Origin of the sequence: Yoonia litorea (assembly GCF_900114675.1) — a bacterium.
GTDB lineage: Bacteria > Pseudomonadota > Alphaproteobacteria > Rhodobacterales > Rhodobacteraceae > Yoonia > Yoonia litorea.
In genome coordinates this window covers 269,938-295,952 of record NZ_FOZM01000003.1, presented here as the reverse complement: position 1 = coordinate 295,952, position 26,015 = coordinate 269,938, and the positions used below count along the sequence as shown (strand labels likewise).

25 protein-coding genes are annotated in these 26,015 nt (G+C 58.8%); 16 read left to right on the top strand and 9 right to left on the bottom strand.

What is annotated here, in order from left to right; translation table 11 throughout:
* Positions 1 to 4: 4 nt before the first annotated feature.
* Positions 5 to 940, top strand: coding sequence for an ABC transporter substrate-binding protein (locus BM316_RS14585; protein ID WP_090210070.1), 936 nt, complete (start codon positions 5 to 7; stop codon positions 938 to 940).
* On the top strand, positions 940 to 1,995 hold the full coding sequence (locus BM316_RS14580) for a FecCD family ABC transporter permease (RefSeq protein WP_090210068.1): 1,056 nt from the start codon (positions 940 to 942) through the stop codon (positions 1,993 to 1,995). Before BM316_RS14585 ends, BM316_RS14580 begins: the two co-directional genes overlap by 1 nt.
* Here the strand turns inward: BM316_RS14580 and BM316_RS14575 are convergent.
* The gene (locus BM316_RS14575) at positions 1,992 to 4,319 is read right to left on the bottom strand and encodes an adenosylcobalamin-dependent ribonucleoside-diphosphate reductase (RefSeq protein WP_090210066.1); all 2,328 of its coding nucleotides are present in this window, start codon (positions 4,317 to 4,319) and stop codon (positions 1,992 to 1,994) included. The genes BM316_RS14580 and BM316_RS14575 overlap by 4 nt on opposite strands.
* 115 nt (positions 4,320 to 4,434) lie before the next feature.
* Here BM316_RS14575 and BM316_RS14570 point away from each other — a divergent pair, with 115 nt between their 5' ends.
* The 3 genes from BM316_RS14570 to BM316_RS14560 are packed head-to-tail and all read left to right on the top strand — an operon-like array spanning position 4,435 to position 7,284.
* Complete coding sequence (locus BM316_RS14570; protein WP_090210064.1) at positions 4,435 to 4,866, top strand: DUF1489 family protein; 432 nt, start codon at positions 4,435 to 4,437, stop codon at positions 4,864 to 4,866.
* 45 nt (positions 4,867 to 4,911) lie between these two features.
* On the top strand, positions 4,912 to 6,444 hold the full coding sequence (locus BM316_RS14565) for an AMP-binding protein (protein ID WP_090210419.1): 1,533 nt from the start codon (positions 4,912 to 4,914) through the stop codon (positions 6,442 to 6,444).
* A gap of 60 nt (positions 6,445 to 6,504) precedes the next feature.
* Positions 6,505 to 7,284, top strand: coding sequence for a YkgJ family cysteine cluster protein (locus BM316_RS14560; RefSeq protein ID WP_090210062.1), 780 nt, complete (start codon positions 6,505 to 6,507; stop codon positions 7,282 to 7,284).
* Here BM316_RS14560 and hisG read toward each other — a convergent pair.
* From hisG to hisS, 3 genes are read right to left on the bottom strand one after another with little or no spacing between them, the layout of a single operon-like run.
* On the bottom strand, positions 7,281 to 7,970 hold the full coding sequence (gene hisG, locus BM316_RS14555) for an ATP phosphoribosyltransferase (RefSeq protein ID WP_090210060.1): 690 nt from the start codon (positions 7,968 to 7,970) through the stop codon (positions 7,281 to 7,283). The two genes, BM316_RS14560 and hisG, sit on opposite strands and share 4 nt — an antisense overlap.
* Positions 7,970 to 9,043, bottom strand: a complete 1,074-nt coding sequence (locus BM316_RS14550; protein ID WP_090210059.1) for an ATP phosphoribosyltransferase regulatory subunit — start codon at positions 9,041 to 9,043, stop codon at positions 7,970 to 7,972. Before BM316_RS14550 ends, hisG begins: the two co-directional genes overlap by 1 nt.
* Positions 9,043 to 10,653: a histidine--tRNA ligase gene (gene hisS, locus BM316_RS14545; protein ID WP_090210057.1), complete on the bottom strand. Its 1,611-nt coding sequence runs from the start codon at positions 10,651 to 10,653 to the stop codon at positions 9,043 to 9,045. Before hisS ends, BM316_RS14550 begins: the two co-directional genes overlap by 1 nt.
* A gap of 189 nt (positions 10,654 to 10,842) precedes the next feature.
* On the opposite strand from hisS, the gene BM316_RS14540 reads away from it, so the two are divergent.
* The 3 genes from BM316_RS14540 to BM316_RS14530 all read left to right on the top strand — a co-directional run bounded on the left by BM316_RS14540 (position 10,843) and on the right by BM316_RS14530 (position 14,023).
* Entirely contained in the window at positions 10,843 to 11,046 is a 204-nt protein-coding gene (locus BM316_RS14540) for a SlyX family protein (protein WP_090210055.1), read from the top strand.
* A gap of 133 nt (positions 11,047 to 11,179) precedes the next feature.
* Positions 11,180 to 13,675, top strand: coding sequence for a GcvT family protein (locus BM316_RS14535; protein ID WP_090210053.1), 2,496 nt, complete (start codon positions 11,180 to 11,182; stop codon positions 13,673 to 13,675).
* 57 nt (positions 13,676 to 13,732) lie between these two features.
* A complete protein-coding gene (locus BM316_RS14530; RefSeq protein WP_090210051.1) occupies positions 13,733 to 14,023 on the top strand; it encodes a DUF6958 family protein in 291 nt (96 codons plus the stop codon).
* Here BM316_RS14530 and BM316_RS14525 read toward each other — a convergent pair.
* The 4 genes from BM316_RS14525 to BM316_RS14510 all read right to left on the bottom strand — a co-directional run bounded on the left by BM316_RS14525 (position 14,014) and on the right by BM316_RS14510 (position 17,047).
* Entirely contained in the window at positions 14,014 to 14,223 is a 210-nt protein-coding gene (locus tag BM316_RS14525; protein WP_242649925.1) for a hypothetical protein, read from the bottom strand. The two genes, BM316_RS14530 and BM316_RS14525, sit on opposite strands and share 10 nt — an antisense overlap.
* A gap of 156 nt (positions 14,224 to 14,379) precedes the next feature.
* Positions 14,380 to 15,462, bottom strand: a complete 1,083-nt coding sequence (locus tag BM316_RS14520) for an NAD(P)/FAD-dependent oxidoreductase (RefSeq protein WP_090210047.1) — start codon at positions 15,460 to 15,462, stop codon at positions 14,380 to 14,382.
* Positions 15,459 to 16,391, bottom strand: a complete 933-nt coding sequence (locus BM316_RS14515) for an aldo/keto reductase (RefSeq protein WP_090210045.1) — start codon at positions 16,389 to 16,391, stop codon at positions 15,459 to 15,461. The genes BM316_RS14520 and BM316_RS14515 overlap by 4 nt, the downstream gene beginning before the upstream one ends.
* On the bottom strand, positions 16,388 to 17,047 hold the full coding sequence (locus BM316_RS14510; protein ID WP_090210043.1) for a DUF2306 domain-containing protein: 660 nt from the start codon (positions 17,045 to 17,047) through the stop codon (positions 16,388 to 16,390). Before BM316_RS14510 ends, BM316_RS14515 begins: the two co-directional genes overlap by 4 nt.
* A gap of 225 nt (positions 17,048 to 17,272) precedes the next feature.
* On the opposite strand from BM316_RS14510, the gene BM316_RS14505 reads away from it, so the two are divergent.
* Together BM316_RS14505 and dacB are read left to right on the top strand one after the other, a co-directional pair.
* Positions 17,273 to 17,857: a nicotinate-nucleotide adenylyltransferase gene (locus BM316_RS14505; RefSeq protein ID WP_090210418.1), complete on the top strand. Its 585-nt coding sequence runs from the start codon at positions 17,273 to 17,275 to the stop codon at positions 17,855 to 17,857.
* Entirely contained in the window at positions 17,857 to 19,326 is a 1,470-nt protein-coding gene (gene dacB, locus BM316_RS14500) for a D-alanyl-D-alanine carboxypeptidase/D-alanyl-D-alanine endopeptidase (RefSeq protein ID WP_311135672.1), read from the top strand. The genes BM316_RS14505 and dacB overlap by 1 nt, the downstream gene beginning before the upstream one ends.
* On the opposite strand, the gene BM316_RS14495 is transcribed toward dacB, so the two are convergent.
* Positions 19,323 to 19,742, bottom strand: coding sequence for a tellurite resistance TerB family protein (locus tag BM316_RS14495; RefSeq protein ID WP_090210039.1), 420 nt, complete (start codon positions 19,740 to 19,742; stop codon positions 19,323 to 19,325). The two genes, dacB and BM316_RS14495, sit on opposite strands and share 4 nt — an antisense overlap.
* Before the next feature lie 115 nt (positions 19,743 to 19,857).
* Between BM316_RS14495 and BM316_RS14490 the strand changes: the two genes are divergently transcribed.
* From BM316_RS14490 to BM316_RS14465, 6 genes are all read left to right on the top strand, one after another.
* Positions 19,858 to 21,426 (top strand): lysine--tRNA ligase, encoded by a 1,569-nt coding sequence (locus BM316_RS14490; protein ID WP_090210037.1) that lies wholly within the window; start codon positions 19,858 to 19,860, stop codon positions 21,424 to 21,426.
* Between the two features lie 72 nt (positions 21,427 to 21,498).
* Positions 21,499 to 21,900, top strand: coding sequence for a DUF4864 domain-containing protein (locus BM316_RS14485; protein ID WP_090210035.1), 402 nt, complete (start codon positions 21,499 to 21,501; stop codon positions 21,898 to 21,900).
* 129 nt (positions 21,901 to 22,029) lie between these two features.
* Complete coding sequence (locus BM316_RS14480) at positions 22,030 to 24,318, top strand: glycosyl hydrolase family 28-related protein (RefSeq protein WP_090210033.1); 2,289 nt, start codon at positions 22,030 to 22,032, stop codon at positions 24,316 to 24,318.
* Positions 24,319 to 24,534: 216 nt separating this feature from the next.
* Positions 24,535 to 25,305: an urease accessory protein UreD gene (locus tag BM316_RS14475; RefSeq protein ID WP_242649924.1), complete on the top strand. Its 771-nt coding sequence runs from the start codon at positions 24,535 to 24,537 to the stop codon at positions 25,303 to 25,305.
* Between the two features lie 3 nt (positions 25,306 to 25,308).
* Positions 25,309 to 25,611: an urease subunit gamma gene (locus BM316_RS14470; protein ID WP_090210029.1), complete on the top strand. Its 303-nt coding sequence runs from the start codon at positions 25,309 to 25,311 to the stop codon at positions 25,609 to 25,611.
* Between the two features lie 38 nt (positions 25,612 to 25,649).
* Positions 25,650 to 25,955 (top strand): urease subunit beta, encoded by a 306-nt coding sequence (locus tag BM316_RS14465; protein ID WP_090210026.1) that lies wholly within the window; start codon positions 25,650 to 25,652, stop codon positions 25,953 to 25,955.
* Positions 25,956 to 26,015 lie beyond the last annotated feature (60 nt).

Genomic DNA, 26,015 nt, shown 5'->3' with positions numbered 1-26,015 from the left:
ACACATGAAACTGATCACGACTACCCTCGCCCTTGGCGTGCTGGCCTGTGCGGCCACTGCGCAAACATCCGTGCAAAGCTGCAACCGGACAGTGACCTTTGACGCACCGCCGCAGGCCGCAGTGTCCAATGACGTGAACCTGACCGAGATGATGCTGGTCCTTGGTCTGACAGACCACATGGTCGGCTACACCGGGATTTCGGGCTGGAACAAGCTGGATGCTGAAATGACCGCAGGCGTGGCTGCACTGCCGGAACTATCCGAGCAATACCCTTCCAAAGAGGTCCTAATCGGCGCGGATGCCGATTTCTATTTTGCCGGCTGGAATTACGGGATGCGGGTTGGTGGCGAAGTCACGCCCGAGACGCTCGCACCCTTTGGCATTCAGGTTTACGAACTGACCGAGAGTTGCAGCCACATCAGTGAGACTGATGCGGCATCGATGGATGACATGTATAACGACCTGCGCAATCTGGGTGCCATTTTCGGCGTACCTGAACGGGCAGAGGCGCTGATTGCCGGCTATCAGGAAGAGCTTGCCGGTTTTCTGACAGATCTGCCTGCTCTTGACGCAGCCCCGCGGGTTTTTGTCTATGACAGCGGCGAGGATGCCCCTTTCACGGCGGGACTTTATGCGATGCCAAATGCGCTGATCGAGGCGGCAGGTGGCACCAACATCATGAATGATTTCGAGAAAAGCTGGGGCACCGTGGGATGGGAGGCCGTCGTCGCGCGCGACCCGCAGGTCATTGTGATCGTGAATTACGGCGAGGTGACAGCAGAAGAAAAGCGCAACTTCATGCGCTCCAACCCAGCCTTTGCCGAGATCGACGCGGTGAAGAATGACCGTTTCGTGGTGCTTGAATATGTCGAGGCAACACCGGGGCCGCGCAACATCGCAGCCGTCAAGACGCTCGCGGCGGCATTCCGCGCCCAGTGATGGAACCTGCCGACCGCCAGATCACTGCCCGCGCCACGCAAGCAGTTAAACTGCGTGTCACGCTCGGCGCAGCACTGGCGGCTTTATTTGTGTCGGTTTCAGTCGCTGTCAGTGTGGGGGCCGTATCGGTGCCGCTGCACACAGTCTGGGGCATCATCGCCAACAAGATGATCCCGGGGCTGGTGACACCAGACTGGTCCGCTGGGCGCGAGGCGATTGTCTGGGACATCCGCCTGCCTCGTGCAATCCTTGCCTGCTTTGTCGGCGCGGGTTTGGCGGTGGTCGGCGCGAGCCTGCAAGCGGTCACACGTAACCCGCTGGCCGACCCGCACCTGCTAGGTATTTCATCTGGTGGCGCGTTCGGTGCGATCTTGGCCCTGTTGCATACCGGATTGTTCCTTGGCCTTCTGACCGTACCGCTTTTTGCATTCCTTGGCGCGCTTGGCGCGACGTTGATCGTGCTTGGCGTATCGCAGTTCGCAGGGGCCACCAGCGCTGATCGGCTCGTGCTGGCAGGCGTCGCCGTTTCGTTCATTGTGATGTCGGCGGCCAACGTGCTGATCTTTCTTGGCGACCCAAGAGCAGCGCACACCGTCGTTTTCTGGATGCTCGGCGGCCTTGGCCTCGCTCAGTGGAGCCACCTTGCCTATCCTTTGATCATCCTGATCGTCTGTGGGGCCTATTTTGCCGTGAACACGCGCAATCTCAACGCCATGACAATCGGAGATGAAACCGCAGCCACCTTGGGTATTGCCGTTGGCCGCTTTCGCTTGACGGTCTTTGCGGTGGGCGCGTTGATCACAGGTGTGATGGTCGCCTTTTCCGGCATCATCGGCTTTGTCGGCCTGATGATCCCGCACATCGTGCGACTGATCGTCGGCGGAGATTACGCGCGCGTCTTGCCGGTCTCCTTCCTTGTCGGAGCAATCTTTCTGGTCTGGGCCGATATTTTTGCACGGACCGTGATGGCACCCGATGACATCCCCATCGGGATTGTCACCGGGCTGATTGGCGGAGTGTTCTTTATCTGGCTACTCCGGCGGAAACCGGTCTAGCCACATTTGGAATAGCCGCAGGACCGGCAGGTCATGCAGCCTTCTACCATCTGCAACTCGTATTGGCCGCAGCTTGAGCAGGCCTTGCCGCGCCCGCCACCGTTGATGGCCACAACATCTGCCTGTGGATCACCTTTGAGCCCCATGCCTTCACCGGCCAGAAAACCCGTCGCAATCATGTGCTTTTCGATGACGCCGCCGATTGCCGCAAGAATGGACGGGACATACTTGCCCTGCATCCATGCCCCGCCGCGCGGATCGAACACCGCTTTAAGTTCCTCGACCACAAACGACACATCACCACCGCGCCGGAACACGGCCGAAATCATCCGTGTCAGCGCCACGGTCCAGGCAAAGTGTTCCATGTTCTTTGAGTTGATAAAGACCTCGAACGGGCGTCTGTGCCCGCCCACGATGAGGTCATTGACGGTGATGTAGATCGCATGTTCGCTGTCTGGCCACTTCAGCTTGTAGGTGGCCCCTTCCAACTCCTGCGGACGATCGAGGGGTTCTGACATGTAGACGACCTCGCCCTCCGTCGGGAAGGCTGTGCCACCTTCACCGTCGGAGCCTCCGGCGGGAGTTTTCTGACCAAGATGAAGCGAGGAGCTATCCTCCGATGGTTTATCTTCGCTGACGCTCAAGACAGAACCCGTCACATCGTTTGGTCGATAGGTGGTGCAGCCTTTGCAGCCCTGATCCCAGGCGGCCATATAGACCTCTTTGAAATCGTCAAAGCTGATATCTTCGGGGCAGTTGATTGTCTTGGAGATGGAGCTGTCGATCCATTTCTGTGCCGCCGCCTGCATCCGGACGTGATCAAGGGGCGCGAGGGTCTGGGCGTTCACGAAATAATCCGGCAGCGGGGCATCACCATTGAGATCACGCCAGAGTTGCACAGCGTAATCGACGACCTCTTCCTCGGTCCGTGATCCGTCTTTCTGCAAGACCTTCCGCGTATAGGCGTAGGCAAAAACAGGTTCGATGCCTGAGGACACGTTGCCTGCATAAAGGCTGATCGTCCCTGTCGGCGCAATCGATGTCAGCAACGCGTTGCGGATGCCGTGTTCGGCGATCGCGTCGCGGACATCAGCGTCCATCCCTTCCATCGCGCCGCTTGCAAGAAACTTCTCGGCATCAAAAAGCGGAAAAGCCCCCTTTTCCTTGGCCAGATCGACCGAGGCGAGATAGGCCGCGCGGGCGATCTGGTGCATCCACTTGTCGGTCTGGGCGGCAGCTTCTTCGCTGCCATAGCGCAGACCCATCATCAAAAGCGCATCCGCCAGACCTGTGACACCAAGGCCGATGCGGCGTTTGGCTTGCGCTTCTTGCGCCTGCGCCTCAAGCGGGAAGCGGCTGGCATCAACGACGTTGTCCATCATCCGCACAGCAGTTGCGACCAGTTCGGTCAGGGCGGCTTCGCCAAGCGCGGCTGTGTCTGCAAAAGGGTCGCTCACGAGTTTGGCCAGATTGATCGACCCAAGCAGACATGCGCCATAGGGTGGCAACGGCTGCTCGCCACATGGGTTGGTGGCGGCAATTGTTTCGCAGTAGTTGAGGTTGTTCATCTGGTTGATGCGGTCGATGAAGATCACGCCGGGTTCGGCGTAGTCATAGGTCGACTGCATGATCTTGTTCCACAGATCGCGCGCTTGCACCGTGCGGAAGACCTTGCCGCCAAAAACCAGATCCCAAGACCCGTCGGATTTCACCGCCTCCATGAAAGGATCGGTCACCAGCACCGACATATTGAACATGCGCAGGCGCGCAGGGTCGGATTTGGCGGTGATGAAATCCTCGATGTCAGGGTGATCACACCGCATCGTTGCCATCATCGCCCCACGGCGCGAGCCTGCCGACATGATCGTGCGGCACATCGCATCCCAGACATCCATGAACGACAGCGGCCCGGAGGCATCGGCGGCGACGCCATGCACGCTCGCGCCTTTGGGGCGGATGGTCGAGAAGTCATAGCCGATCCCGCCGCCCTGCTGCATCGTCAGCGCGGCCTCTTTGAGCATGTCGAAGATCCCGCCCATGCTGTCGGGCACTGTGCCCATGACAAAACAGTTGAAAAGCGTCACCGACCGTGCGGTGCCTGCGCCTGCCGTGATGCGCCCCGCTGGCAAGTATTTGAAATCTGCGAGTGCGTCATAGAATTTGCCTTCCCAAGCGGCAGGGTCGTCTTCAACAGCGGCCAGCGCATTGGCGATCCGCCGCCATGTATCCTCGACGGTGACGTCAATCGGCGTCCCGTCGGCCTCTTTGAAGCGATACTTCATATCCCAGATTTGTTCGGCAATCGGGGCGGAAAAGGCGGACATTTGCGGGGTTCTCCAGTCAGGTATTGCAGGGAAGGCCTCCATCTTACGGAAACGTGACGGCGCTGACCAGTCGCAAGATTGCGGCCTTCCGCCACTGCAGCTAAACACTTGCGCCATGACAGGCACTGTTCATCTTCTCAAACTCTCGGTCGGGACCGAGGATATTGCTGGCCTTGCGGACTGGCAGGCCACCAAGCGCGCCCAGACTGACGACGGTTTGCCGCGCCACATCACGCGTATGTGGCCCAAGCGCGGCGATGAAATTCTCAATGGAGGGTCGATCTTCTGGGTGATCAAAGGTGTGATCCTTTGCCGCCAACCTGTCTTGCGACTGGATGAATATCTCAGCGCCGACGGCATCCGTCGCTGTGCCATCGTCTGCAAGCCCGGTCTGACCCGGGTCGAGGCAACACCGAAACGCGCCTTTCAGGGGTGGCGCTACCTGCCTGTCGCTGATGCGCCGCGCGATCTGCCAGAGGGCCGTCAGGACGAAGACCCGCTGCCGCCCGAATTGTCAAAAGCGCTTGCCGCGATCGGAGTCCGCTAGGCAGATTGCCCTGCCCGTGCCATGATCGGCGCGGGAGGACCTGCCATGACCATTTTCACAAGCCCTTATCCGGACGTTGCCACGCGCGACCTGAGCGTCACCGAACATGTCTTTGCAGATCTGGAGAACCGACCGGATGACGTGGTGCTGACCGACGGGCCGACAGGCCGCACGCTGACCGCCGCCCAGTTTATGCATCAGGTAAAGCAGATGGCGGGCGGGCTGGCCGCTGCGGGATTTGGCGCAGGCAAGACCGTCGCCTTGATGGCCCCCAATATGCCCGAATATGCTGTGGTATTTCACGCAGTCGCTTGGGGAGGGGCGACGATCACCACGCTCAATCCAACCTACACAGCCAGCGAGGTCGCCCACCAACTGCAAGACGCACGCGCCGATCTTTTGATCACGATCCCTGACTTCATGGATACGGCCAAGGAAGGGGCCGGAGACCTGCCCATAATTGCGATCGGGACGCAGGAATACGACGCCCTCTTCGGTGATCCAATCAACGAACAGGTGCCTGTCGATCTCGACAGCTTTACGGTGGTGCTGCCTTATTCGTCCGGCACCACAGGGCTGCCGAAGGGCGTGATGCTGTCGCACCGGAACCTTGTCATCAATGCGGATCAATCGATTGTTGCCGCTGATTTTCAGCCCGGAGAAGTAACCGCGGCCTTTCTGCCCTTCTTTCATATCTACGGGATGGTGGTGTTGATGAATATCCACCTTGCCGGTGGCGGCGCTTTGGTGACGATGCCGCGCTTCGATCTGCCGCTCTTTTTGCAAATCAGTCAGGACTACAAGTGTCAGCGGATGTGGGTTGTTCCGCCAGTCGCACTTGCATTGGCCAAGCATCCGTTGGTCGAAGAGTACGATCTGTCCGCACTCCGCGAGGTCTTTATCGCCGCCGCACCTTCCGGTCCGGAACTTTCGGACGCGATCGCGTCACGGCTGGGATGCACGGCCTTGCAAGGGTACGGCATGACGGAACTGAGCCCTGTCAGCCACGTCGTGCCGCGCAAGGCACCCAAGTCCGGCGCCGCAGGGGTGCTGACGCCCAACACGTCCTGCAAGATTGTTGATATCGAAAGCGGTGCTGAACTTGGACCCGAGGAGGAAGGCGAGCTTTGGATCAAGGGCCCGCAGATCATGCAAGGCTACCTCAATCGCCCGGATGCCACAGCCGAGACCGTCACCCCAGACGGTTGGCTACGCACGGGCGACATCGCGAAAGTGGACCAAGACGGCTACATGTTCATCACCGACAGGCTGAAGGAGCTGATTAAATACAAGGGCTTTCAGGTCGCACCTGCCGAACTGGAAGCCACTTTGGTTGCTATGGAAGGCGTCACAGATGCTGCGGTGATTGGCAGACCTGATGATGAGGCGGGCGAACTGCCGATTGCCTTTGTCGTCGCTGCTGACCCCGCCCCGACGGAAGAGGCGATCAAAGCCCATGTTGCGGCGCAACTGGCCACATACAAGCAACTCCATGAAGTGCATTTCGTAGATGCAATTCCGAAATCCGCCTCAGGTAAAATCCTGCGGCGGTTCCTGCGCGACGGGCTTAAGTCTTAGCGGCTGGACGCTACGGGGCGGGTCTCTATAGTGACGGCGAACCGCAATCCGAGGACGCTCATGAAGCCCACGTCACCCCGCGCCGCCCGCCGTCAGGCTGCCAAATTCGGCAAAGGCGCGCTCACGCTCGAAGAGCTCGCCCAGCGCGTCGCGAAGGCGCGGGTGTCGGGGGTCGACAAGGCACGCGTGGAACGGGCGCGACGCATCCTGACGTCTTATTTGCAGACCGCTTTCGCACACCAGATTCCGGCCAAGGATGTTCTGGCCGAAATGGCCAGCGGCAAAGCCGCGTGGCGGCTGGGCATGGCCGTGCGGGATGAATTGATGAAGTCGCCCCCGAAGGTCGTCCAAGAGGCCGCCTGTGCCGAGGGCTGCGCCTTTTGCTGTATCCTGAATGGCGGCGAAGGCGGTGTGATTACGGCATTCGAAGCCGAGCAACTCCACACCGCGTTGACACCCCTAGCAGGGCAACCGGACGGCCGCGCGTGGCATCCAAAAGGCTGCCCTGCCCTCGATCCAGACACCCGCAGTTGCCGCGCCTATGACGCCCGCCCGATGATCTGCCGGTCATTTATCTCAACCGATGCGGCGGCCTGTGAGATCAATGCCGAAGGCGGCAAGGAAATGGGCGCTGGGCTTTTGGGCAACCACCTTGATTATCTTTTGGTGCTTGCGCTTTGCCGCGCGGCCTTGAAAGGGATCACGCAGGTGCAAACCTATTCGCTGGCGGACACCGCGGCCTTGGGCGTTGCAGGGGCTGACGGGATCGCAGATGCACGCCAGAAAACCAGCGCGTTGGAGATTGCCTGCCACGATGCACTGGTGGCTGCGACGGCCTAGATTCCAAGCACCGCTTGCAGCGTCTTGAGCGTCTGGCGCTGCTCATCGGTCCAATTCAAACGCCGTCCACGGAAAAGCGTCGCCTGCGATGCGTGGATTAGCCCGTCATCAAGGATCTTGAGCCCGTTGGCGCGCAAGGTCTCGCCGGTCGAGGTGATATCTGCGATCGCCTCAGCCGTTTCATTCTTGACGGTGCCTTCGGTCGCGCCTTGGCTGTCCACCAGTTGATAGTCCGCCACGCCATGTTCGCGCAGGAAATCCCTGACGAGACGATGATATTTTGTCGCGATCCGAAGGCGGAACCCATGCCGCCGCCGAAAGGCCGCTGCTGCCGCATCCAGATCATCCAACGTATGCACATCGACCCAGAACTTCGGGACCGCGATGATCAGATCGGCTCCGCCGAAACCCATTGGTGCCAGCTCTGCGACGCGGGCATCCCAGTTGGCCAGCTTCTCGCGCACCAGATCAGAGCCGGTCACTCCAAGATGAATGGTGCCAGAGGCCAATTCGCGCGGGATCTCTCCGGCGGAAAGCAGCACAAGCTCGACCCCATCAATGCCGTCAACGGCACCGGCGTATTCGCGATCAGACCCTGATTTGCGCAGGCTGATGCCCCGACTGCCGAACCAGTCGAAGGTCTTTTCCATCAATCGCCCCTTGGACGGCACACCCAGCTTCAGCATCACGTCAACTCCAAAGCCAGATCAGGACGGATCACACCGCCGACGGCTGGCACTACGCGCCCCTGCCCCAGCCGGGCCGTCAGCGCGTCATAGCGTCCGCCTGTGGCGACAGGTGGCAAATCGGGGCGGTCGCTGGCGTAAAAACCGAAGACAAACCCGTCGTAATATTCAAGCGACGTGCGTCCGTAGCTGCCTTCGAACGGCAAGGCATCCACATCCACAGCCCGGTCAGCCAACGCCCCGAGACGGGCATCCAACCGCCCCACGGCACCGCCGATTGCGGGCATGTCCACTGCGATATCACGCAGATGACTGAGCACATTTGTCGATGTCTCGCGCAGGTTCAAAATGGCGTCGATCAAGGCAATTTCTTCGCCGGAAATCGGGGCGGCATCAGCATCCGCGCGCAGCGCATCAATCCTGGCTGTAACCTCTTCGCGGGTGCGCAACCCAATCTCCGGGCCTGCCTCTACAAAGGGGTCTTCTGCGGCCAGAAGCGCGGCCCGCGCCGGTGGCACCTGATCCGACCCGAACCGCTTGAGAAGCGCACGGAACCGGGCTGGCCGCCAGATATGCCGCAATAGAGCGGCCTTGCGGTCATCGGTGGTTTGCAGACCGCGCACCGCGTCCATCAATACGCCAATGTCGCCAGTGGCAGCGCGCAGTGGCAGCCCTTCCAAGCCTTGCGCCACGGCGGCAAAGACCTCTGCATCAGCGGCAGCCGGGTTCTGGCCGTCAAAGACCTCGTAACCGACTTGCACGTATTCGTTCGCGCGGGCCTCATCGGTTTCCTGCTTGCGGAACACCTTGCCTGAGTAGGTGTAGCGCGCAGGTTCGGCGTGGGCGTCCATATGCATCTGCACCACAGGGACGGTGAAGTCCGGGCGCAGCACCATTTCACCGCGCAGCGGGTCCGATGTGACGTAGGACCGCGCGCGGATATCCTCGCCATAGAGGTCAAGCAACGTGCCAGCCGATTGCAGCACATCCGCCTTGATCACCAAAGCCCCTCTGGCAGCGAAGAGGTCGCGCAAACGGCGCGCCTCGGTCTGTGTGGCCTGCGAGGTTGGCATCAGCCCTGCCCGTCCAGAATTTCGCGTACCTTCGCGACCATCTGGGCACGCGGCACTTCGTATTGGCTGGGGCGGTCCTTCCATTCCTCAAGCGTGGCGTTCTTGGCGATTTCGGCCCCGAGGATCAGATCCTTGATCTGGACAATCCCCTGATCAAATTCATCCGCACCGGCAATAATGGCGACCGGCGAATTGCGCTTGTCTGCGTATTTGAGCTGATTGCCAAAGTTCTTGGGGTTTCCAAGATAGACTTCGGAACGGATGCCAGCCGCGCGCAACTCGGCAACCATGGACTGATAGTCAGCCATCCGGTCTCGATCCATTACTGTGACGACCACTGGCCCCCGCTCAGCGCTTTCAATCCTGCCCTTGGCCCGCAGTGCGGCCAGAAGACGGTCCACGCCGATCGAAACACCAGTGGCAGGCACGGCCTGTCCGGTGAAGCGCTTGACCAGATCGTCATAGCGCCCGCCCCCTGCGACCGAGCCGAAGTTGCGGGGACGCCCCTTTTCGTCGGTGACTTCGAAGGTCAATTCAGCCTCGTAGACGGGGCCGGTGTAGTAACCGAGGCCGCGGACGACGGAAGGGTCGATGATGATCCTGTCAGAAAAATAACCTTGTGACTCCAACATCAATACAATTTCACGGAGTTCGGAAACACCTGCGGTACCAACTTCAGAGTCCCGCACAAGTTCTTCTAAGTGAGCCAACACAACAGTGTTGCGAACTTCGCTAGCGCCAATGTCGCGCCCAAAAAGAGCTGTGAACGGACTGTCGTAGGCGTTCGACAAGGCGTTTACATTCTCACTTCCCAATACCGAAGCAACTTCTGCGGCATTGCGAAGCTTCTCGTCGATACCGGCATTTGCATCGACAAACCCCATCACCACATCGGCTTGCGCATCGCTCAGGCCCGCGCCCTTGGTAAAGTCACCGCTCTCGTCCTTGCGGCCCTCACCAAGCAAAGCGCGCACGCCATCGACGCCCAGACGATCCAGCTTATCAATTGCACGAAGCACGATCCCGCGCTCGACCTCTTTGTCGTCACCTGACAGTCCTGCGACCTCTAAGACACCGTTCAGCACTTTGCGGTTGTTCACGCGGATGATGTAGTCGCCGCGGGGGATACCGACTTCTTCCAATGTGTCAGACAGCATCGCGCAAATCTCGGCATCGGCCGCAACACTCGGCGCGCCGACAGTATCGGCATCGCACTGATAAAACTGGCGAAACCGACCCGGTCCGGGTTTTTCGTTGCGCCAGACAGGGCCCATCGCATAACGGCGATAGGGGCTGGGCAGGTCATTGCGGAACTGGGCCGCGACGCGCGCTAGCGGCGCTGTCAGATCATAGCGCAGCGCCAGCCAGTCGTTGTCTTCCTGCCAGGCAAAAACGCCCTCATTCGGGCGATCCACGTCAGGCAGGAACTTGCCCAGCGCCTCGACCGTCTCAACAGCGGAGGTTTCCAGCGCATCAAAGCCGTAGCGATGGTAAACAGCCGCAATCTTGCTCAGCATTTCGTTCCGGGCGGTGACATCCGCGCCGAAGTAATCCTGAAACCCTTTTGGCGTTTGCGCCTTGGGACGGGGCTGTTTCTTTTGCTTGGCCATCACTTGGTCCTGCGATCACAATGTTTGAGGGGCGTTTAGCGCGGCAAGCCCAGCGGGGCAATGCAGCTTGCCTGCCAAAAGCTGCTGTGCCGCCGCCATCTTGCCTAAAAATCCCACATTCCTGGGCTTTCATGTTTTCCGGCACAGTCGCCCCTTCCGCAGGAAGGTGGCAAAGCTTATGTTCGCCGCATGACTGATATCACCCATCTTGAAGAACAAATCGCCTATCTGACTCGCACCGTTGACGAATTGTCAGACGTGGTTGCGCGGCAGGAAAAGGAGCTCGCCATTGCCCAAAGGCGCGTTGCGATGTTGATGGAACGTGAGGCCCAGCGCGAGATAGACTCAGGCGGGACCGTTCCGCTTGCCGATCAGAAACCACCCCACTGGTAAACCCGCAGAGCACTGGCCACGCCACCCAAATAGGGCGCTTGTCGCTTTCGCACCTAAACGCGTCGGCTGGCTCTGACGTGGGCTGCGGTTTTCGCGCAAATTATGGCGCAAGAACCCAAGGGAGTCGCAGGTCATGAAAACTGAAGTCAAAGCTCTGGTCGTCGGTGGTGGCGCAGTCGGCACATCCATCGCCTATCATCTGGCCAAAGCTGGCTGGGACGATGTGATGCTGCTTGAGCGTGACGAGCTGACGTCTGGCTCCACATGGCACGCAGCGGGCCTGCTGCCGCTTTTCAACATGTCTTTTGCGACGACCCATATCCACAAATACTCGGTTGATTTCTACAAGTCGCTTGAGGCCGAAACAGGTCTGAACGCGGGCTTTGCCGTTGTGGGCAACCTGCGCATGGCGCAGACCCAAGAGCGTATGGACGAATATATGCTCTATGCTTCGACCGCCGAAACCTGTGATGTCCCCTATGTCTGGATGACGCCAGAGGAGATCAAGGAAAAGTGGCCACTGATCCGGACCGAAGACCTCAAAGGCGCACTTTACCACCACACCGACGGCTACATTAACCCTGCCGATGTGACACAGGCGATGGCCAAAGGCGCCCGTCAGCGCGGCGTGATGATCGAACGCAAATGGCAGGCGGATGCCTTCCACTGGAACGGCGAAGCTTGGGAAGTCACCTGCACCAAGATGGTCGAGAAAGGCGGCAACCTCGTCCCCTCTGACGAGCAGGTCGTGATCACTGCCGAGCATGTCGTCACCGCCTCAGGAAACCACGCACAGACTACTGCGAAGAAGCTGGGCATTAAAATTCCAGCGATCCCGGTCGAACACCAGTTCATTGTCATGGATCAGGATCCGGCCTTGGTCGAGTTCCGCGCTGCCGGAAATGTCGAGCACCCCGTCGTGCGTGATGCGGACGCGCAATCTTATGTGCGTGAAGAACGCGGCGGCTGGATTCTGGGGGTCTATGAAAAGAATGCACCTGCCGTTTTTGAATACGGTGTGCCAGACAGCTTCCGCGCTGACCTCTTCCCGCTCGATCTGGAACGGATCGAGGAACAGTATATGGCGATGATCCACCGGATTCCGTCGGTTGAGGAAATCGGGCTGAAAGACGATTTCAACGGCCCGATCTGCTACACGCCAGACGGCAACCCTCTGGTCGGACCGGCCCCCGGGCTGCGCAACATGTGGCTGGCCGAAGGTTTCAGCTTCGGCATCACGGCCGCTGGTGGCACGGGATATTACCTTGCGCAGATGATGGTCGATGGCGAGGCCGAGATCGACATGGCCTCCCTTGATCCCAAGCGTTACGGCGACTGGATGACAACCGAGTTTGCAGCCCGCAAGAACGAGGAATGCTACGACCACGTCTATATCCTGCACCACCCTGACGAAGAGCGGCCTGCTTGCCGTCCGTTGCGCACGTCACCCGCCTACGACCGTCAGGCCGCGCGCGGCGCGCAATTCGGTTTCGTGAATGGCTGGGAGCGCCCCAATTACTTCGCCCCAATGGGCTTTAACGATCACGACAGCCGCTCTTTCCGTCGCGGTGGCTGGTGGCAATATGCCGTGGAAGAGGCCAAGGCGATCCGCGAAGGTGTTGGCCTGATCGACGCAACCGCCTTTACCAAGCACATCGTCAAAGGTCCCGGAGCGACCGCTTTCCTCGACTGGTTCACCACCAACAAGCTGCCACGCGTCGGTCGTATCAACCTGACCTATGCGCTCACTAGCCACGGCACGACCCGTACCGAATACACCATCGTCCGCCTGAAGGATGACGAATACTACCTCGTCTCGGCGGGTGCTTGGTCAGACTATGACGCAGATTTCCTGCGCAAGGCCGTCGAGGATAAAGAACCTGAGTTTGGCCGTATCGACGTGCAGAATGTCACGACGCAATGGGGTGTGTTCGCCATTGCTGGTCCGAAATCACGTGATGTGTTGAACGCGGTGATCAAGGACGCTGATCCGGCGACAGCGCTGTCGAACAAGCGCTTCCCTTGGCTGTCTGCCAAACAGATCGAACTGGGTATGTGCCCGGTCAACGCGATCCGTGTCGCATACACAGGCGAACTCGGCTGGGAGCTGCACCACCCCATCGAGATGCAGAACTACCTTTTTGATCTGCTTGAGAAGGCAGGCGAGTCCCACGGAATGAAGCTGGTCGGCGCGCGCGCGCAAAACTGGCTGCGTCAGGAAAAATCCTACCGCGCCTTCGGCACCGAGCTTGGCCGCGACGCCACCCCGTTGGAGGCCGATCTGCCGCGCTTTGTGGACCTCTCCAAGGATTTCCACGGCAAGGCTGAGATGGAGGCCAAGGGAATCCGGTCCAAATGCGTCACATTGCTGATTGATGGCCCGGAAGATGCTGATCCATGGGGTCGTGAGGCGCTCTATGATATGGACGGTAACCGTGTCGGGCGTCTGACCTCTGGCGGCTATTCTGTTGCCTTTGAAAAGTCGATCGGGATGGGCTACGTGAAACCGGAACTGGCCACGGTCGGTACGAAGCTGCAGGTCAAGATGCTCGACCAACTCTGGGCCTGCGAAGTCGTCGAAGATAGCCCCTACGATCCAACCAACGCCAAAATCAGGATTGACGGGTAACCCCTCTCGGGGCGTAGGCTGAGACCCAACCGACCTATGCCCTGAAAGGACTGTCAGATGTCTGAGAAGATCGCTGTCGAGAACGTGAATGTTCCCGGTCATGTCACCAATGTGGACAAGGCAAAATACGATGCGATGAAATCCGCCATGCTTGCGACATTGCCGAAATCCGCGCCGGGCATGACGGCCAAGGAAAGCAAGGAAGCGGCGAAAGCGCATTTGCCGGAAGATTTGTTTCCCGGTGGGGCGACATCAGGTTGGTGGCAAAAATGCGTGCAGCTTGATCTTGAGGCAAAGGGCGTGGTGGTGCGCGAAAACACCAAACCACTGCGTTTTCATCAGGCCTGACGGCGAAACCACGTCCGACGGATGTTTTCGGCCCGCCGCCTGCCAAAGATGATCCCGCGTGTGACGGGCCCTCGCAGGATTGGCAGGTCAATTGCCAGCAACAGCAGACCAACCGGAATCATCCATACGTTCAGCACCGGAAGGATCGCCAGCATCCCGCCGATGACCAGAAAAAATCCGACGATTATTCTTGCAATCATCCAACCAGGTTTGCGCAGACCTTCGAGCATTGGCACACGATCCGAAAAAAATCGGAACTGCCGCTCAAACCGGGCTTTGGCTATTTCTCTGTGATTGCGCTTCATCCCGCTCAAATAGGCGCTATTTGCCGAAATTGAAGTCCGGCTGCCGCAAATTTAAGCGTGGTGCGCCCGCAGGCGTTGCGGTGTCAGCGCTTTAACGGTGCTGGCAGGAAGCTCTGGCTGCCGCCCCGCGACCAGATCCGCCAGAAGCTGACTTGCCGCAGGGGCCGATTGCATCCCGTAGCCGCCCTGACCCGCACACCAGATGAAGTTTTCTACGGCAGGATCGGGGCCCAGAACAAGCGTCCGGTCCGGTGTAAAGGTCCGCAAACCCGCCCACGATGACAAAAGCCGCGTGACCGGTTCTGTGACATTTGCTTCATACCGGGCCAGACCTTCGGCGAGCACCATGTCATCAGCGAACGCATCATGGGGCGTGACCGGATCCTCGTCCGCCGGAGAGACGATCAACGCCCCTGCATCTGGCTTTGCATACCACGTCTCGCCAGCGCCAAAGACCATGGGCCACCGGCTGACATCGTGGCCACCTGGTGCCGGGATCCGCGCCATCGAACGCCGCAAAGGTGTCAAACCGATAGGTGCGATGCCGGCCATTTTGGCGATTTCATCCCCCCACGCACCGGCCGCATTGACAATATTGCGTGCGGTATAGTCGGTTCCCCCAACCTGAACGATCCAACCCGTCCCGTCGCGCGAAATCGCCGTAACCAATGCTTTGGGAACGATCTCTGCTCCGTTTTGGCGCGCCATACGGACGAATGTCTGGACCAGCTTGTCGGTATCAATATCCCAGGCGTGAGGATCATGAGCGGCGCGGTCCACCGCGTCCGTTCGTAAAATCGGGATCATCGACCGGGCGTCAGAGGTCGAGATTTCTTCAAGTTTCATGGTCTCCAGATCGTGCGCAAAGGCATCTGCATCCTGCTTGCCGCCAATGAGCATTAGCCCGCGTGGACCAAGGACCTCTGCGCCCTGATGAAATGCCCGGCTGGCACGATTAAGCTCAATCGTCGAGGGCTTGCCGTAGTTTTCCTCAAACATTGCCGCTGACCGACCTGATGCGTGATAAGCGAGTGCGTCTTCGCCTTCCAACAGCACAACTTGTCCCACTTCAGACAGACGCGCTGCCGCTGAAACACCGGCGATACCGCCGCCAATCACCAGAAAGTCGATCATGCTTCTTCCAAGCGGTCCGTCGCTGGTGGTGGGGTGACGCTCAGTGCGGTGATCCGGTCATAGAGCGCGTCGTCCATCTCAAAACCGGCGGCGGCCAGCGACGGCGCAAGTTGTCCGGCCGAACGGGCCGAGATAATGGGGTGCGGCTGCGCAGGGTGACGCGCGACCCATGCCACCGCGAGGGTCGCAGGGTCTGCCCCGATTTCTTTGGCAAATGCAGACAGTTTCGCCGCGCTCTCATGCATCCAGCCTTGCGCGTAACGACTGGTATAACGCTCGTCCTCTTTCAGACGGCCCTCTGCGCCTTCAGCATATTTACCCGTCAACAAACCGCCACCGAGCGGTGAATAGGGGAAAATCGAAATCTGTTGATCAGTGGCCATCGGGAAGATTTCGACCTCTGCCTGCCGCTTCACAAGGTTATACATGGGTTGGATTGCATCAATGCGGGTGCCGAGACGCTGCGCAACAGACTGGGCCTTCATTACCTGCCATGCGGCATAGTTTGACACTCCGATATAGCGTATCGCGCCCGACTGCTGCAGTTCGGCAAGTGCCGTGAAGGTTTCCTCAAGTTCGGTCTCATCATCAAAGCGATGCAGATAGAGCAGATCGACCATGTCGGCATCTTGCTGCGCGCGGATCCTGTCGAACTGTGCCATGATATTCGCGCGGCCCGCCCCACTCACATAGCCGACCTTGCTGGCGATGAAGAGGTTTTCACGATCGGCTTTGATCATAGGACCGAGCAGTGTCTCGGATGCGCCATCGGTATAGCCGACCGCCGTATCGAAATGGTTGATGCCTGCCGCACGGCAATCTTCGAACATCGCCTGACTGGCGGCAGCGTCGGCCTTGCCGCCAAATTGCATTGTACCGAAGGCAAAGCGTGACAGCGGCCTGCCACTTTGCGTTGTCATATGTGTCATGCCGTCCCCCGTAAGACTGAATCAGTGTTTCCCTTTTTCATGCGAAGGTAAATCTCAACACCGATCAGGTAAGGCAGATAGAACGCAAAATTCATCGCCAGATCAAAGCTGCCCGAAAAGTCCGGTTCGGACCAAAGACCATCTGTCGCCAGATACCAGAGCCCGTATTGCACGCGGTAAAGCCATGATCCGATGGCCAGCCAGAAAAACCGCAACGCCCATGCACGGTGCCTTTCAAAGTCACCTTGCCGCGCCATGCGCCATGCCATGCCAGCAGTCAGCAGCAAGAGTGCCCCGTAAAGCGCGAAGCCTGCATCCATTACCGCGCCCCCGATGGTGCCTTTGAGAGTGATAAAGACCAGCCCGCCGAAGGCTGTCACAAGTGCGGACAGGGCAATCAGTCTGCCGGACCAGCGGTGCGCCTGCGGGTATCTGTCCCGCAGCCGTCCGATAAGCTGAAAGGGCACGAGGCATGTGACGATCCCCCCGAGGATCATGTGGCTAAATAACGCGAGATTTGCCGATGCGCTGTCTGTCTGCAGGTAATGCGGCTCAGCCAGACGGTCGCGTAACCCGCCTTGCCCGAAATCAACGGAATAAAGCGCAAACGGCAGCATCAGCAGTGCAAGCAAACTCATGGTGATGATGCGCGTCATGTGCAGCCTTTCCTTCGCTCGAAAGATGCTAGCATGCAGCAAGCGGCTCCGACACCCGCCGCGGGTCACAAGGAACTCGCATTTCCGCATTGGCGTTGCACCTTGCGAGATTGACACCTGCGGCTGTCGAACTGACTATGGCCGCCGAATTGACCGTAAGAGACAACGCTTGCCAGACGTGCCCGAAAATCCAACCGCACTTGGGGCCACCCCATAATGTCGAAAATGCCACACGCGCGCGCCGGACAGGTCGTGGGCCTTTTGGGGGGATCGTTCGATCCCCCGCACAGCGGCCATGTGCATATTTCGAAAGCAGCGCTCAAACGGTTCGGGCTGGACCGTCTTTGGTGGCTTGTCACACCCGGCAACCCGTTGAAAGCGCGCGGGCCAGCCCCATTGGCTGAAAGGATGCGGGCGGCAAAGGCAATGATGCAGCACCCCCGCGTCACGGTCACGGATATCGAGGCCCATTTAGGGACGCGGTATACAGCCCAAACGATTGCGGCCTTGCGGCAACGCTATCCTGCTGTCCGTTTTGTTTGGGTCATGGGGGCCGACAATCTCTCACAGTTTCACCGCTGGCAGGATTGGCGTTGGATCATGGAAACCGTGCCAGTTGGTGTGATTGCGCGCCCCGGAGACCGGATTTCCGCGCGATTGTCCAAAGCGGCTCGCATCTACCGCGACGACCGGATTACAGGCCGCGCGTCACATATTCTCGGCCACCTTGAGGCTCCGGCGTGGTCGTTTATCAACGTGCCGATGACCGATCAGTCCTCAACAGCAATCAGAGCAAGAGGGGAATGGTGATGCGCCTGACACGACGTGCCCTGCTGGCCGGAGCGGGATCGACTTTTGCGAGTGCGGCCCTTGCTGAAGCGCCGCTGACGTCGCTGCGTCCACGTGCGCGCGTGGCCGCCAGCGATGTCATCACCCGCCTTGTCGCGAATGCGGGGTTGAGTGGCGAAACCGGCGTTGCTGTTATGGACCTCGCAACCGGTGCCATGATCGAAGATGTCGCCGCCGACGTCCAGCAGCCCCCCGCAAGTGTGACCAAAGCCGTCACCGCCCTTTATGCGCTTGAGGCAATGGGCCCCAATCATCGCTTTACCACACGGGTTTTTGCAGACGGTCCGGTGGTGAATGGCGTTCTTGATGGCAATCTTATTCTGGCGGGCGGTGGTGATCCTGATCTGGCGACGGATGACATTGCCACGCTGGCCGCGCGCCTCAAAGATACTGGCCTGCGTGAAGTGCGTGGTGATTTTCTGGTGTGGGATGAGGCGCTACGAAATGTCGATGAGATCGACCCCGGGCAGCTCGATCATTTCGGCTATAACCCGACGATCACGGGCCTGAACCTCAACTACAATCGCGTCCACTTCGAATGGCGTCGCGAGCAAGACGGTTTTGCCACCGCGATTGATGCCCGCAGCGAGAACTACCGGCCCGCCGTCTCGATTGCCGAGGTTGATCTGGTCGATCGGGATGCACCTGTCTTTACCTACCGCAAATCCGGCAATGTCGACCGCTGGACCGTGGCGCGCGGGTCCCTCAATGACGAGGGATCACGTTGGCTCCCTGTGCGCCATCCGGCGCTCTATGCCGGCGAAGTTTTCGCGACCTTCATGCGCAGCCACGGTATTGTTCTCTCTAAACCGCAAGAAACCCCTGTAACGCCAAGCGGCGTGGTCTTGGCGCAGTTCCAAAGCGCACCGCTGACAGAGCAGTTACGGTTCATGCTGCGCAACTCCATCAATCTGTCCGCCGAGGTCACCGGTATGGCTGCCACCAAGGCGATCACTGACCGCGTACAGGGGATGCGGACATCCGCCTTACGCATGTCACGCTGGACCTATGAGCGTTGCGGAGGCGTGACGCCATTATTTGTCGATCATTCCGGACTTGGGGATGAATCGCGGATCAGCCCTGCGGAAATGGTGGGCATCCTTGGCGCGCCCAATGTCGAACCGCAGCTTTATCCGGTTTTGCGCCGTCGACGCGTGTTTGACAGTGCGGGGCAAGAGGTCGTGCGGGACGGGATTGCTGTGCAGGCCAAAACGGGGACACTGAACTTCGTCTCATCACTGGCGGGCTACGTCAGAACGGACAAGGGCCGCAGGCTTGCGTTTGCGATTTTTTCCGCTGATCTGGAACAACGCGCAGCAGGCATTCTCAGTGGTGCAGAAAGCCCGCAAGGCGCACGCGGTTGGGGCCGCCGTGCGCGGACGCTTCAGCGCGACATCATCAGTCACCTGGCGCTGAGACTGCCAGCCTAAAGGGGCATATGCCGCGCACGCGACCCGCGTTCGATGGCAGCCGCGTGAAGACGGTCGAGGTTCAATTCGTCGCGAATCTCTTCCAGCATCCGCACTTCGGGACCGACCACGCGCCCGTCAGCGGCGGCGACGTCACATGACAGCGCGTAGGCTGTTTCATAGAGGCGCTCCGGCAACGCGTCACGGATCAAACCGAATAGCGCATCAAGGCCGTCCACCTGTTCCAGCAGATCGAAAACCATGCGTGAGATTTGCGGCAGACGTTCGGCGTCATAGCCGGCAAAAACAGGCAAGTTGTTGATTGCGTTGCTCATCTTGACCAGTTCAGCTGTGCGGATGTCTTCGTCTGACGCGGACACTGCGATCATCAGTGCTGCCAGCGCGTCTTGCGCGGTAAGAGAGGCGTCTTCAAGCATGGTGCAATTCCTTTGTGGTTGCGTGTCATTTATTGACGCTGTGCCTGTCTCGCAATAGGGAGTGCCCGTTCCGGCGGCCAATCCGGCAGCCCTTCAACAAGATGTGAGAATCCCAATGAGCACCTTTCGTGACGCCGCGATGACATCAAAGGCCTGGCCTTTTGAAGAGGCGCGCGCCCTGCTCAAACGGTATGAGAAAAAAGACCCCGAAAAAGGATATGTGCTGTTCGAAACCGGCTATGGCCCCTCGGGTCTGCCGCATATCGGGACCTTTGGCGAAGTTCTTCGCACAACGATGATCCGTCGTGCATTCGAGGTGATTTCTGACATCCCGACCAAGCTGATCTGCTTCTCTGATGATCTCGACGGCATGCGCAAGGTTCCCGGCAACGTCCCCCAGCAGGAAATGCTGGTCGAACACATGCACCAGCCGCTGACGGCAGTGCCTGATCCGTTTGGCGAGTTTGAAAGCTTCGGCCATCATAATAACGCGATGTTGCGCCGTTTCCTTGATACATTCGGGTTTGAGTATGAGTTCTATTCGGCGCGTGAGTTTTATCGCACCGGGCAGTTTGATGAGATCCTTTTGCGTGCCGCTGAACGCTACGACGACATCATGGCGGTGATGCTGAAATCATTGCGAGAGGAGCGCCGTGAGACATACTCGATCTTCTTGCCGATCCACCCTGAGACCGGCCGTGTCCTTTACGTTCCGATGAAGAATGTTGATGCCGAAAAGGGTGAAATCACGTTTGACGACGATGATGGCCGCGAATGGACGCTGCCGGTGACCGGCGGCAATGTGAAATTGCAATGGAAGCCTGACTTTGGCGCGCGCTGGGCCGCGCTGGATGTCGATTTCGAGATGTACGGCAAGGAACATGCGACAAATACCGCGATCTATGACCGGATTTGTGAGATTTTGGGCGGGCGCAAGCCAAACCATTTCTCTTACGAGCTGTTTCTGGACGAGAACGGCCAGAAGATTTCAAAGTCTTCCGGCAATGGTATCTCGATCGACGAATGGCTGACGTATGCCGCGACGGAGAGCCTGTCATATTTCATGTACCAGAAGCCCAAGACGGCAAAGCGGATGCATTTCGATGTGATTCCGAAAGCGGTGGATGAATACCACCAGCAACTGCGTGCTTATGCGACACAGGATGATGCTGGCCGCGCCAATAACCCTGTTTTCCATATTCACGGCCACAACGTACCTGCCTCAGACATGGTCGTGCCGTTTGCGATGCTTTTGAACCTCGCCTCTGTTTCCGGGGCTGAGGACAAGGAGACGCTCTGGGGCTTTATCCAGCGCTACGCACCTGAGGCATCTGCGGAGAACAACCCGCAGATGGATCAGGCGGCAGGGTTTGCGATCCGCTACTACAATGACTTCGTCAAGCCGACGAAGGTCTATCGTGCCCCGACCCCACAAGAGCGCGCGGCGCTGGAAGACCTCTCGGCCCGACTGAAATCATGGGACGGCGGGTTGGATGCCGAGGAGCTGCAATCCATGGTGTTTGCCGTTGGGAAAGAGCACGGGTTCGAGCCGCTTCGGACCTGGTTCACAGCCCTTTACGAAGTTCTGCTGGGCGCAAGTCAAGGCCCACGGTTTGGCGGTTTCATCGCACTTTATGGTGTCAATGAAACGATCGCGCTGATTGACGAGAAACTGAACCAGTAAACGAAAAACAAAACTGACCCGCGCCTTCCTGCGTATCCAGATAAGAAGGATATGGCATAGGAGGCGCGGGTGATGCGTTTTTTCGGGTTCATTCTGGCGATTTGGATGGCTGCGTCCGCTGCCTTTGCGCAGGATTCTCAGGCGATTGAAGATGTGATCGGCTCGCAGCTCGAGGCGTTCAACGACCGCGATGTGCCAAGTGCGTGGCAATATGCCAGCCCCAACATCAAGCGGCTTTTCGGCAATCCCGGGAATTTCGGCATGATGGTCCAACAAGGCTATCCGATGGTCTGGGATAACGCCGAGGTGCGGTTCCTTGAGTTGCGCGATATCAACGGGTTCTTATGGCAGAAGATCATGCTGCGCGACAAAACAGGCAATTTGCACGTACTTGACTACCAGATGGTTCAGACCGCGGACGGGTGGCAAATCAACGGCGTCAGGCTGTTGCCGATGCCTGATGTGGGCGCCTGATCAGGCCGTTGCCTGCCCCACCGTGACGGTGGTCTAGGCAGTCCTTTACCGGTCGAAGGTAGTCTTTTTGGCAAGTCAGCGGGCAGTTCTGTGATGCCCTTTGTTTCTTTGCCAAGAGGTCGCCTTTCCATGAATAAAGCCATTACCGACGGGATCGTTTTCGATCCTTTACCGTTTTCTGCGGGACTTTCGCTGTGGTCGAGCGGCGATGGCACCCCAGGGTCTGATACCTATGCCCTCAGCGGTTCTGGCAACTTCGTGGCTGCCGATCAGGATTTTGGGGGGTGTCTGGAAATCCTCAAGACCGACAGTGTGCAGAAGCTGCGCTACATGGGGGAAACCCCTATTCTGCCGGGCTGCTATCTGAAGGTGACAGCGCTTGTGAAAGCTGTGGCTGGCCCGTTGCCCGCCGTGGCGATTGCTGGATGGGCGGGGATGGCTGGAGGTCTGCCTGTCAGCGGGTTGCCTGCGTCTGGTCCATCCAAGCAACTGACAACCTATGGAGAGATCGTCGAGGTGACGGCGATCGTGGCAACCGCGGACCGTCAAGGCGTCGAGCTTGCCTGGCAAGGGGCGCAATACGGCCACTTTGGCTTGGACCTGACAGGACCGGACGGGGGACTGGTCAGGGTCGATGACATGCGCATCGAAGATGTCTCATCGCTTTTCACCCGCGATCTGGTTGGGCTGGTTGATGTCCGCGACTATGGGGCAATCGGTGACGGTGTGACTGATGATAGTGCAGCCTTTAATGCGGCTGATGCAGCCGCAGACGGGCAGACTGTGATGGTGCCTGAGGGGAACTACCGGATCGCGGCAAACGTCACCATGCAAAGCCCCGTCCGCTTTCAAGGGCGGATCGTGCAAGAACCGCAATACCGCTTCATTCTGCAGCGCGACTTTGACTATGACAGCTATCTTGCGGCATTTCAGGACGAGGAGTTGGCTTTCAAAAAGGCCTATCAGGCACTGATCAACTTTGCCGATCACGCTGATCTGGACTTATGCGGCCGTCGCGTCCTGCTGACAGAACCTGTCGATATGCAGGCGGCTGACCCGTCTCGCACGCGATTTGAAACCCGCCGCGTGATCCGCAATGGCCAGTTCCAGCCAGCCGACGGGGCAGCTTGGGATACTGTGGTCGTCACATCACAGGCTACCTATTCGGCGGCTGATGACAATCGTCTCACAAATGTGGTCAATGCCTCCAGCATTCCAGTGGGTGCGCTTGTTACTGGCAACGGCGTCGGACGTGAAATCTACGTGACTTCTGTCAACGAGACAGCGCAGACCGTCGAGTTGAACAGGCCGCTTTTTGACGCCGAAGGCAGTCAGGTTTTCACATTTACGCGGTTCAAATACATGCTGGATTTCTCAGGCTATGAAAAACTCAGCCAGTTCATTCTTGATGATATCGAGTTTCAGGGGCGCGGCGTTGCCAGTGGCATCATGATGGCACCGGATGGTTTTACCTTTCATGTCCGTGATTGCTTCATCAACAAACCAAAGGACCGCGGGATCACATCTCCGGGGCGGGGCTGTCAGGGGATGATGCTGGATCGTTGCCAACTGATTTCAGACGAACAAGCCGTCCCTGTGGCCGACCGCGTCAGCATCGGCTTCAACGCGACCGCCAATGACGTCAAAATCCGTGCGAACCGTGTGAGCAAATTCAAGCACTTCTGCATCCTCGCGGGGTCTGGCAATCTGATCACGGGCAACCACTGGTTTCATGGTGATGATGAGGTCAATGGCGTGCGAAAGGGTGGCATCGTCATCACCCAACCGAACCCCAAAACCATCTTTACCGGCAACTATTGCGACAACAATTTCATCGAGTGGACAAACGAGCATGATGCAACGCCTGCCTTCGGCAATCAGTTTTCGTTTGGCGGCCTGACGATCACCGGCAACATGTTCACCACCAACGATGTCGCAAGCTGGTTTAATTTCATCGTCATCAAGCCTTTCGGTCCGGGCCACTACATCAACGGTTTTGCGGTGGTCGGGAACGTCTTTCGCTCGCTCAATGGCCGCATTGACCGGGTTGAGCACGTGGACACGACCTTTGCCGATCTCGACTATGAAAAGACACGCAGCTTTGTGTTCGAGGCGAATACGTTTCACAATGTGAATGAGCCTGTCGCAAACCCGGCCTATCTGACCCATGAGCAGACGACCGAAGATGCGACCTGGGTGATGGAGACCCGTGCCGCCCTGCCCTTTGCCGGCGTTGCGCGTTCTGTCGAACATGTCATGCCTGCAGGCCCAGTTACTGACAATGGCGGTGTCCCTGTCTTTGACCTGCCGTGGTCGCGCGGGGAAGAAGGGCCAGACGGGCGTGACGTCCACCTTCACTGGAGCAAACCGGTCAAAGGCGCGGTGCGCTATGCGGTGCGGATGGACGCGACCGGGTGATATACCGACATGATGCAGTTTTAGGCTTCATGCTTAAATCTTAGGCGCGCGGCGAGGAATCTCGGGGCAATCGGTTCATCGTGTCGTTTCAAACTGGCCAATCTCCGGTGATCTGGACAGCCTTTCTGCGAATATCAATCGCGGAGCCGCAAGATCACACTCTCTGCCCCTGTCCCCACAGCAGATGCAACGCCTGTACAACCTCGTGCGAGGGGCGTGCTGCGTCTTTCCGCCAAGCGCCGCAGCGCAGACACGGTCATTGCTGACCTGCGTCAGGAAGGATCGCTGAAGGCGCTTTTTCCTAAGGTGCGCGGCACTGCCCTCGATACGGTTTTTCTCAATACTGCCGGTGGGCTTACAGGCGGCGACCGGATGGAACTTGACGTTTCCGCCCAAGAGGCCGCCCATGTGGTTGTGTCATCACAGGCCGCTGAACGCGGATATCGTGCCCAGTCTGGCGAAATTGCAGAGGTCGCCGTCACGCTGCGGGCCGCTGCGGGGTCAAGGATTGACTGGATGCCCCAGGAAACAATCCTGTTTGATCAAGCTGCGGTCTCGCGCCGGATGAACGTTCACCTGCAGGAAGCTGCTTCGGTCCTTTTGGTCGAACCGATCATACTGGGACGGCGGGCCATGGGCGAGACGGTGCGCGATGTTCACTTTCGTGACCAGTGGCGCGTCTGGCGGGACGATGCATTGATCTTTGCCGACGCAATCAGGCTTTCGGGCGATGCTGATGCCCTCATGGCGCGGGCGGCGACAGGTCAGGGTGCGAGTGCCATGTCAACGATCCTTCTGGCGGGAGCGGATGCGGCGCAGCGCGCTTCGGCCCTGTCTCTGACCGGATTGTCCGGCGCAAGCCTGATTGACGACAATTTATTGTTGGTGCGCCTTCTGGCGGAGGATGGGTACGCGCTGCGCCAGCAAATGCTTGCTGTTCTCGCACGTCTGTCGGATGTGCCAATCCCCCGTGTCTGGAGACTTTAAGACATGCAATTGACCCCCCGTGAAAAAGACAAGCTTCTGGTGGCCATGGCGGCCGAGGTTGCGCGCAAACGCATGCAAAGAGGTGTGAAGCTGAACTACCCCGAAGCAATCGCCCTGATCACGGATGCTGTCGTCGAAGGTGCGAGAGATGGCCGGTCAGTCGCCGACATGATGCAGGCCGGTGCCGAAGTGCTGACCCGGGATCAGGTCATGGACGGGATCGCCGAGATGATTCACGAAGTGCAGGTCGAGGCGACATTTCCTGATGGTACAAAGCTGGTGACGGTCCATGATCCGATCCGTTGAGACTTTCGATCAAAAGACGATGACTCTGGAGGCACGCAATGAAACCCGGTGAAATTCTGGTGGCAGAGGGAAGTTTGACCCTCAATGCCCATGCTGAGGCCGTGACGCTAGAAGTCGCCAATACAGGTGACAGGCCCGTGCAGGTAGGCTCACATTATCATTTTGCCGAGACGAATCCTGCGCTGTCATTTGACAGGGACGCGGCCTATGGAATGCGACTCGACATCGCGGCAGGAACCGCTGTTCGGTTTGAGCCAGGACAACGTCGTGACGTGCAACTTATTCCCATCTCAGGCGCGCGCGAGGTTTTTGGGTTTAATGCCAAGGTGATGGGGCCGTTGTGATCAGTTACCCGCTCATACTTTCTGCGTCGCAGAATTATGCTGCGCTGCCGCAAGAACTGC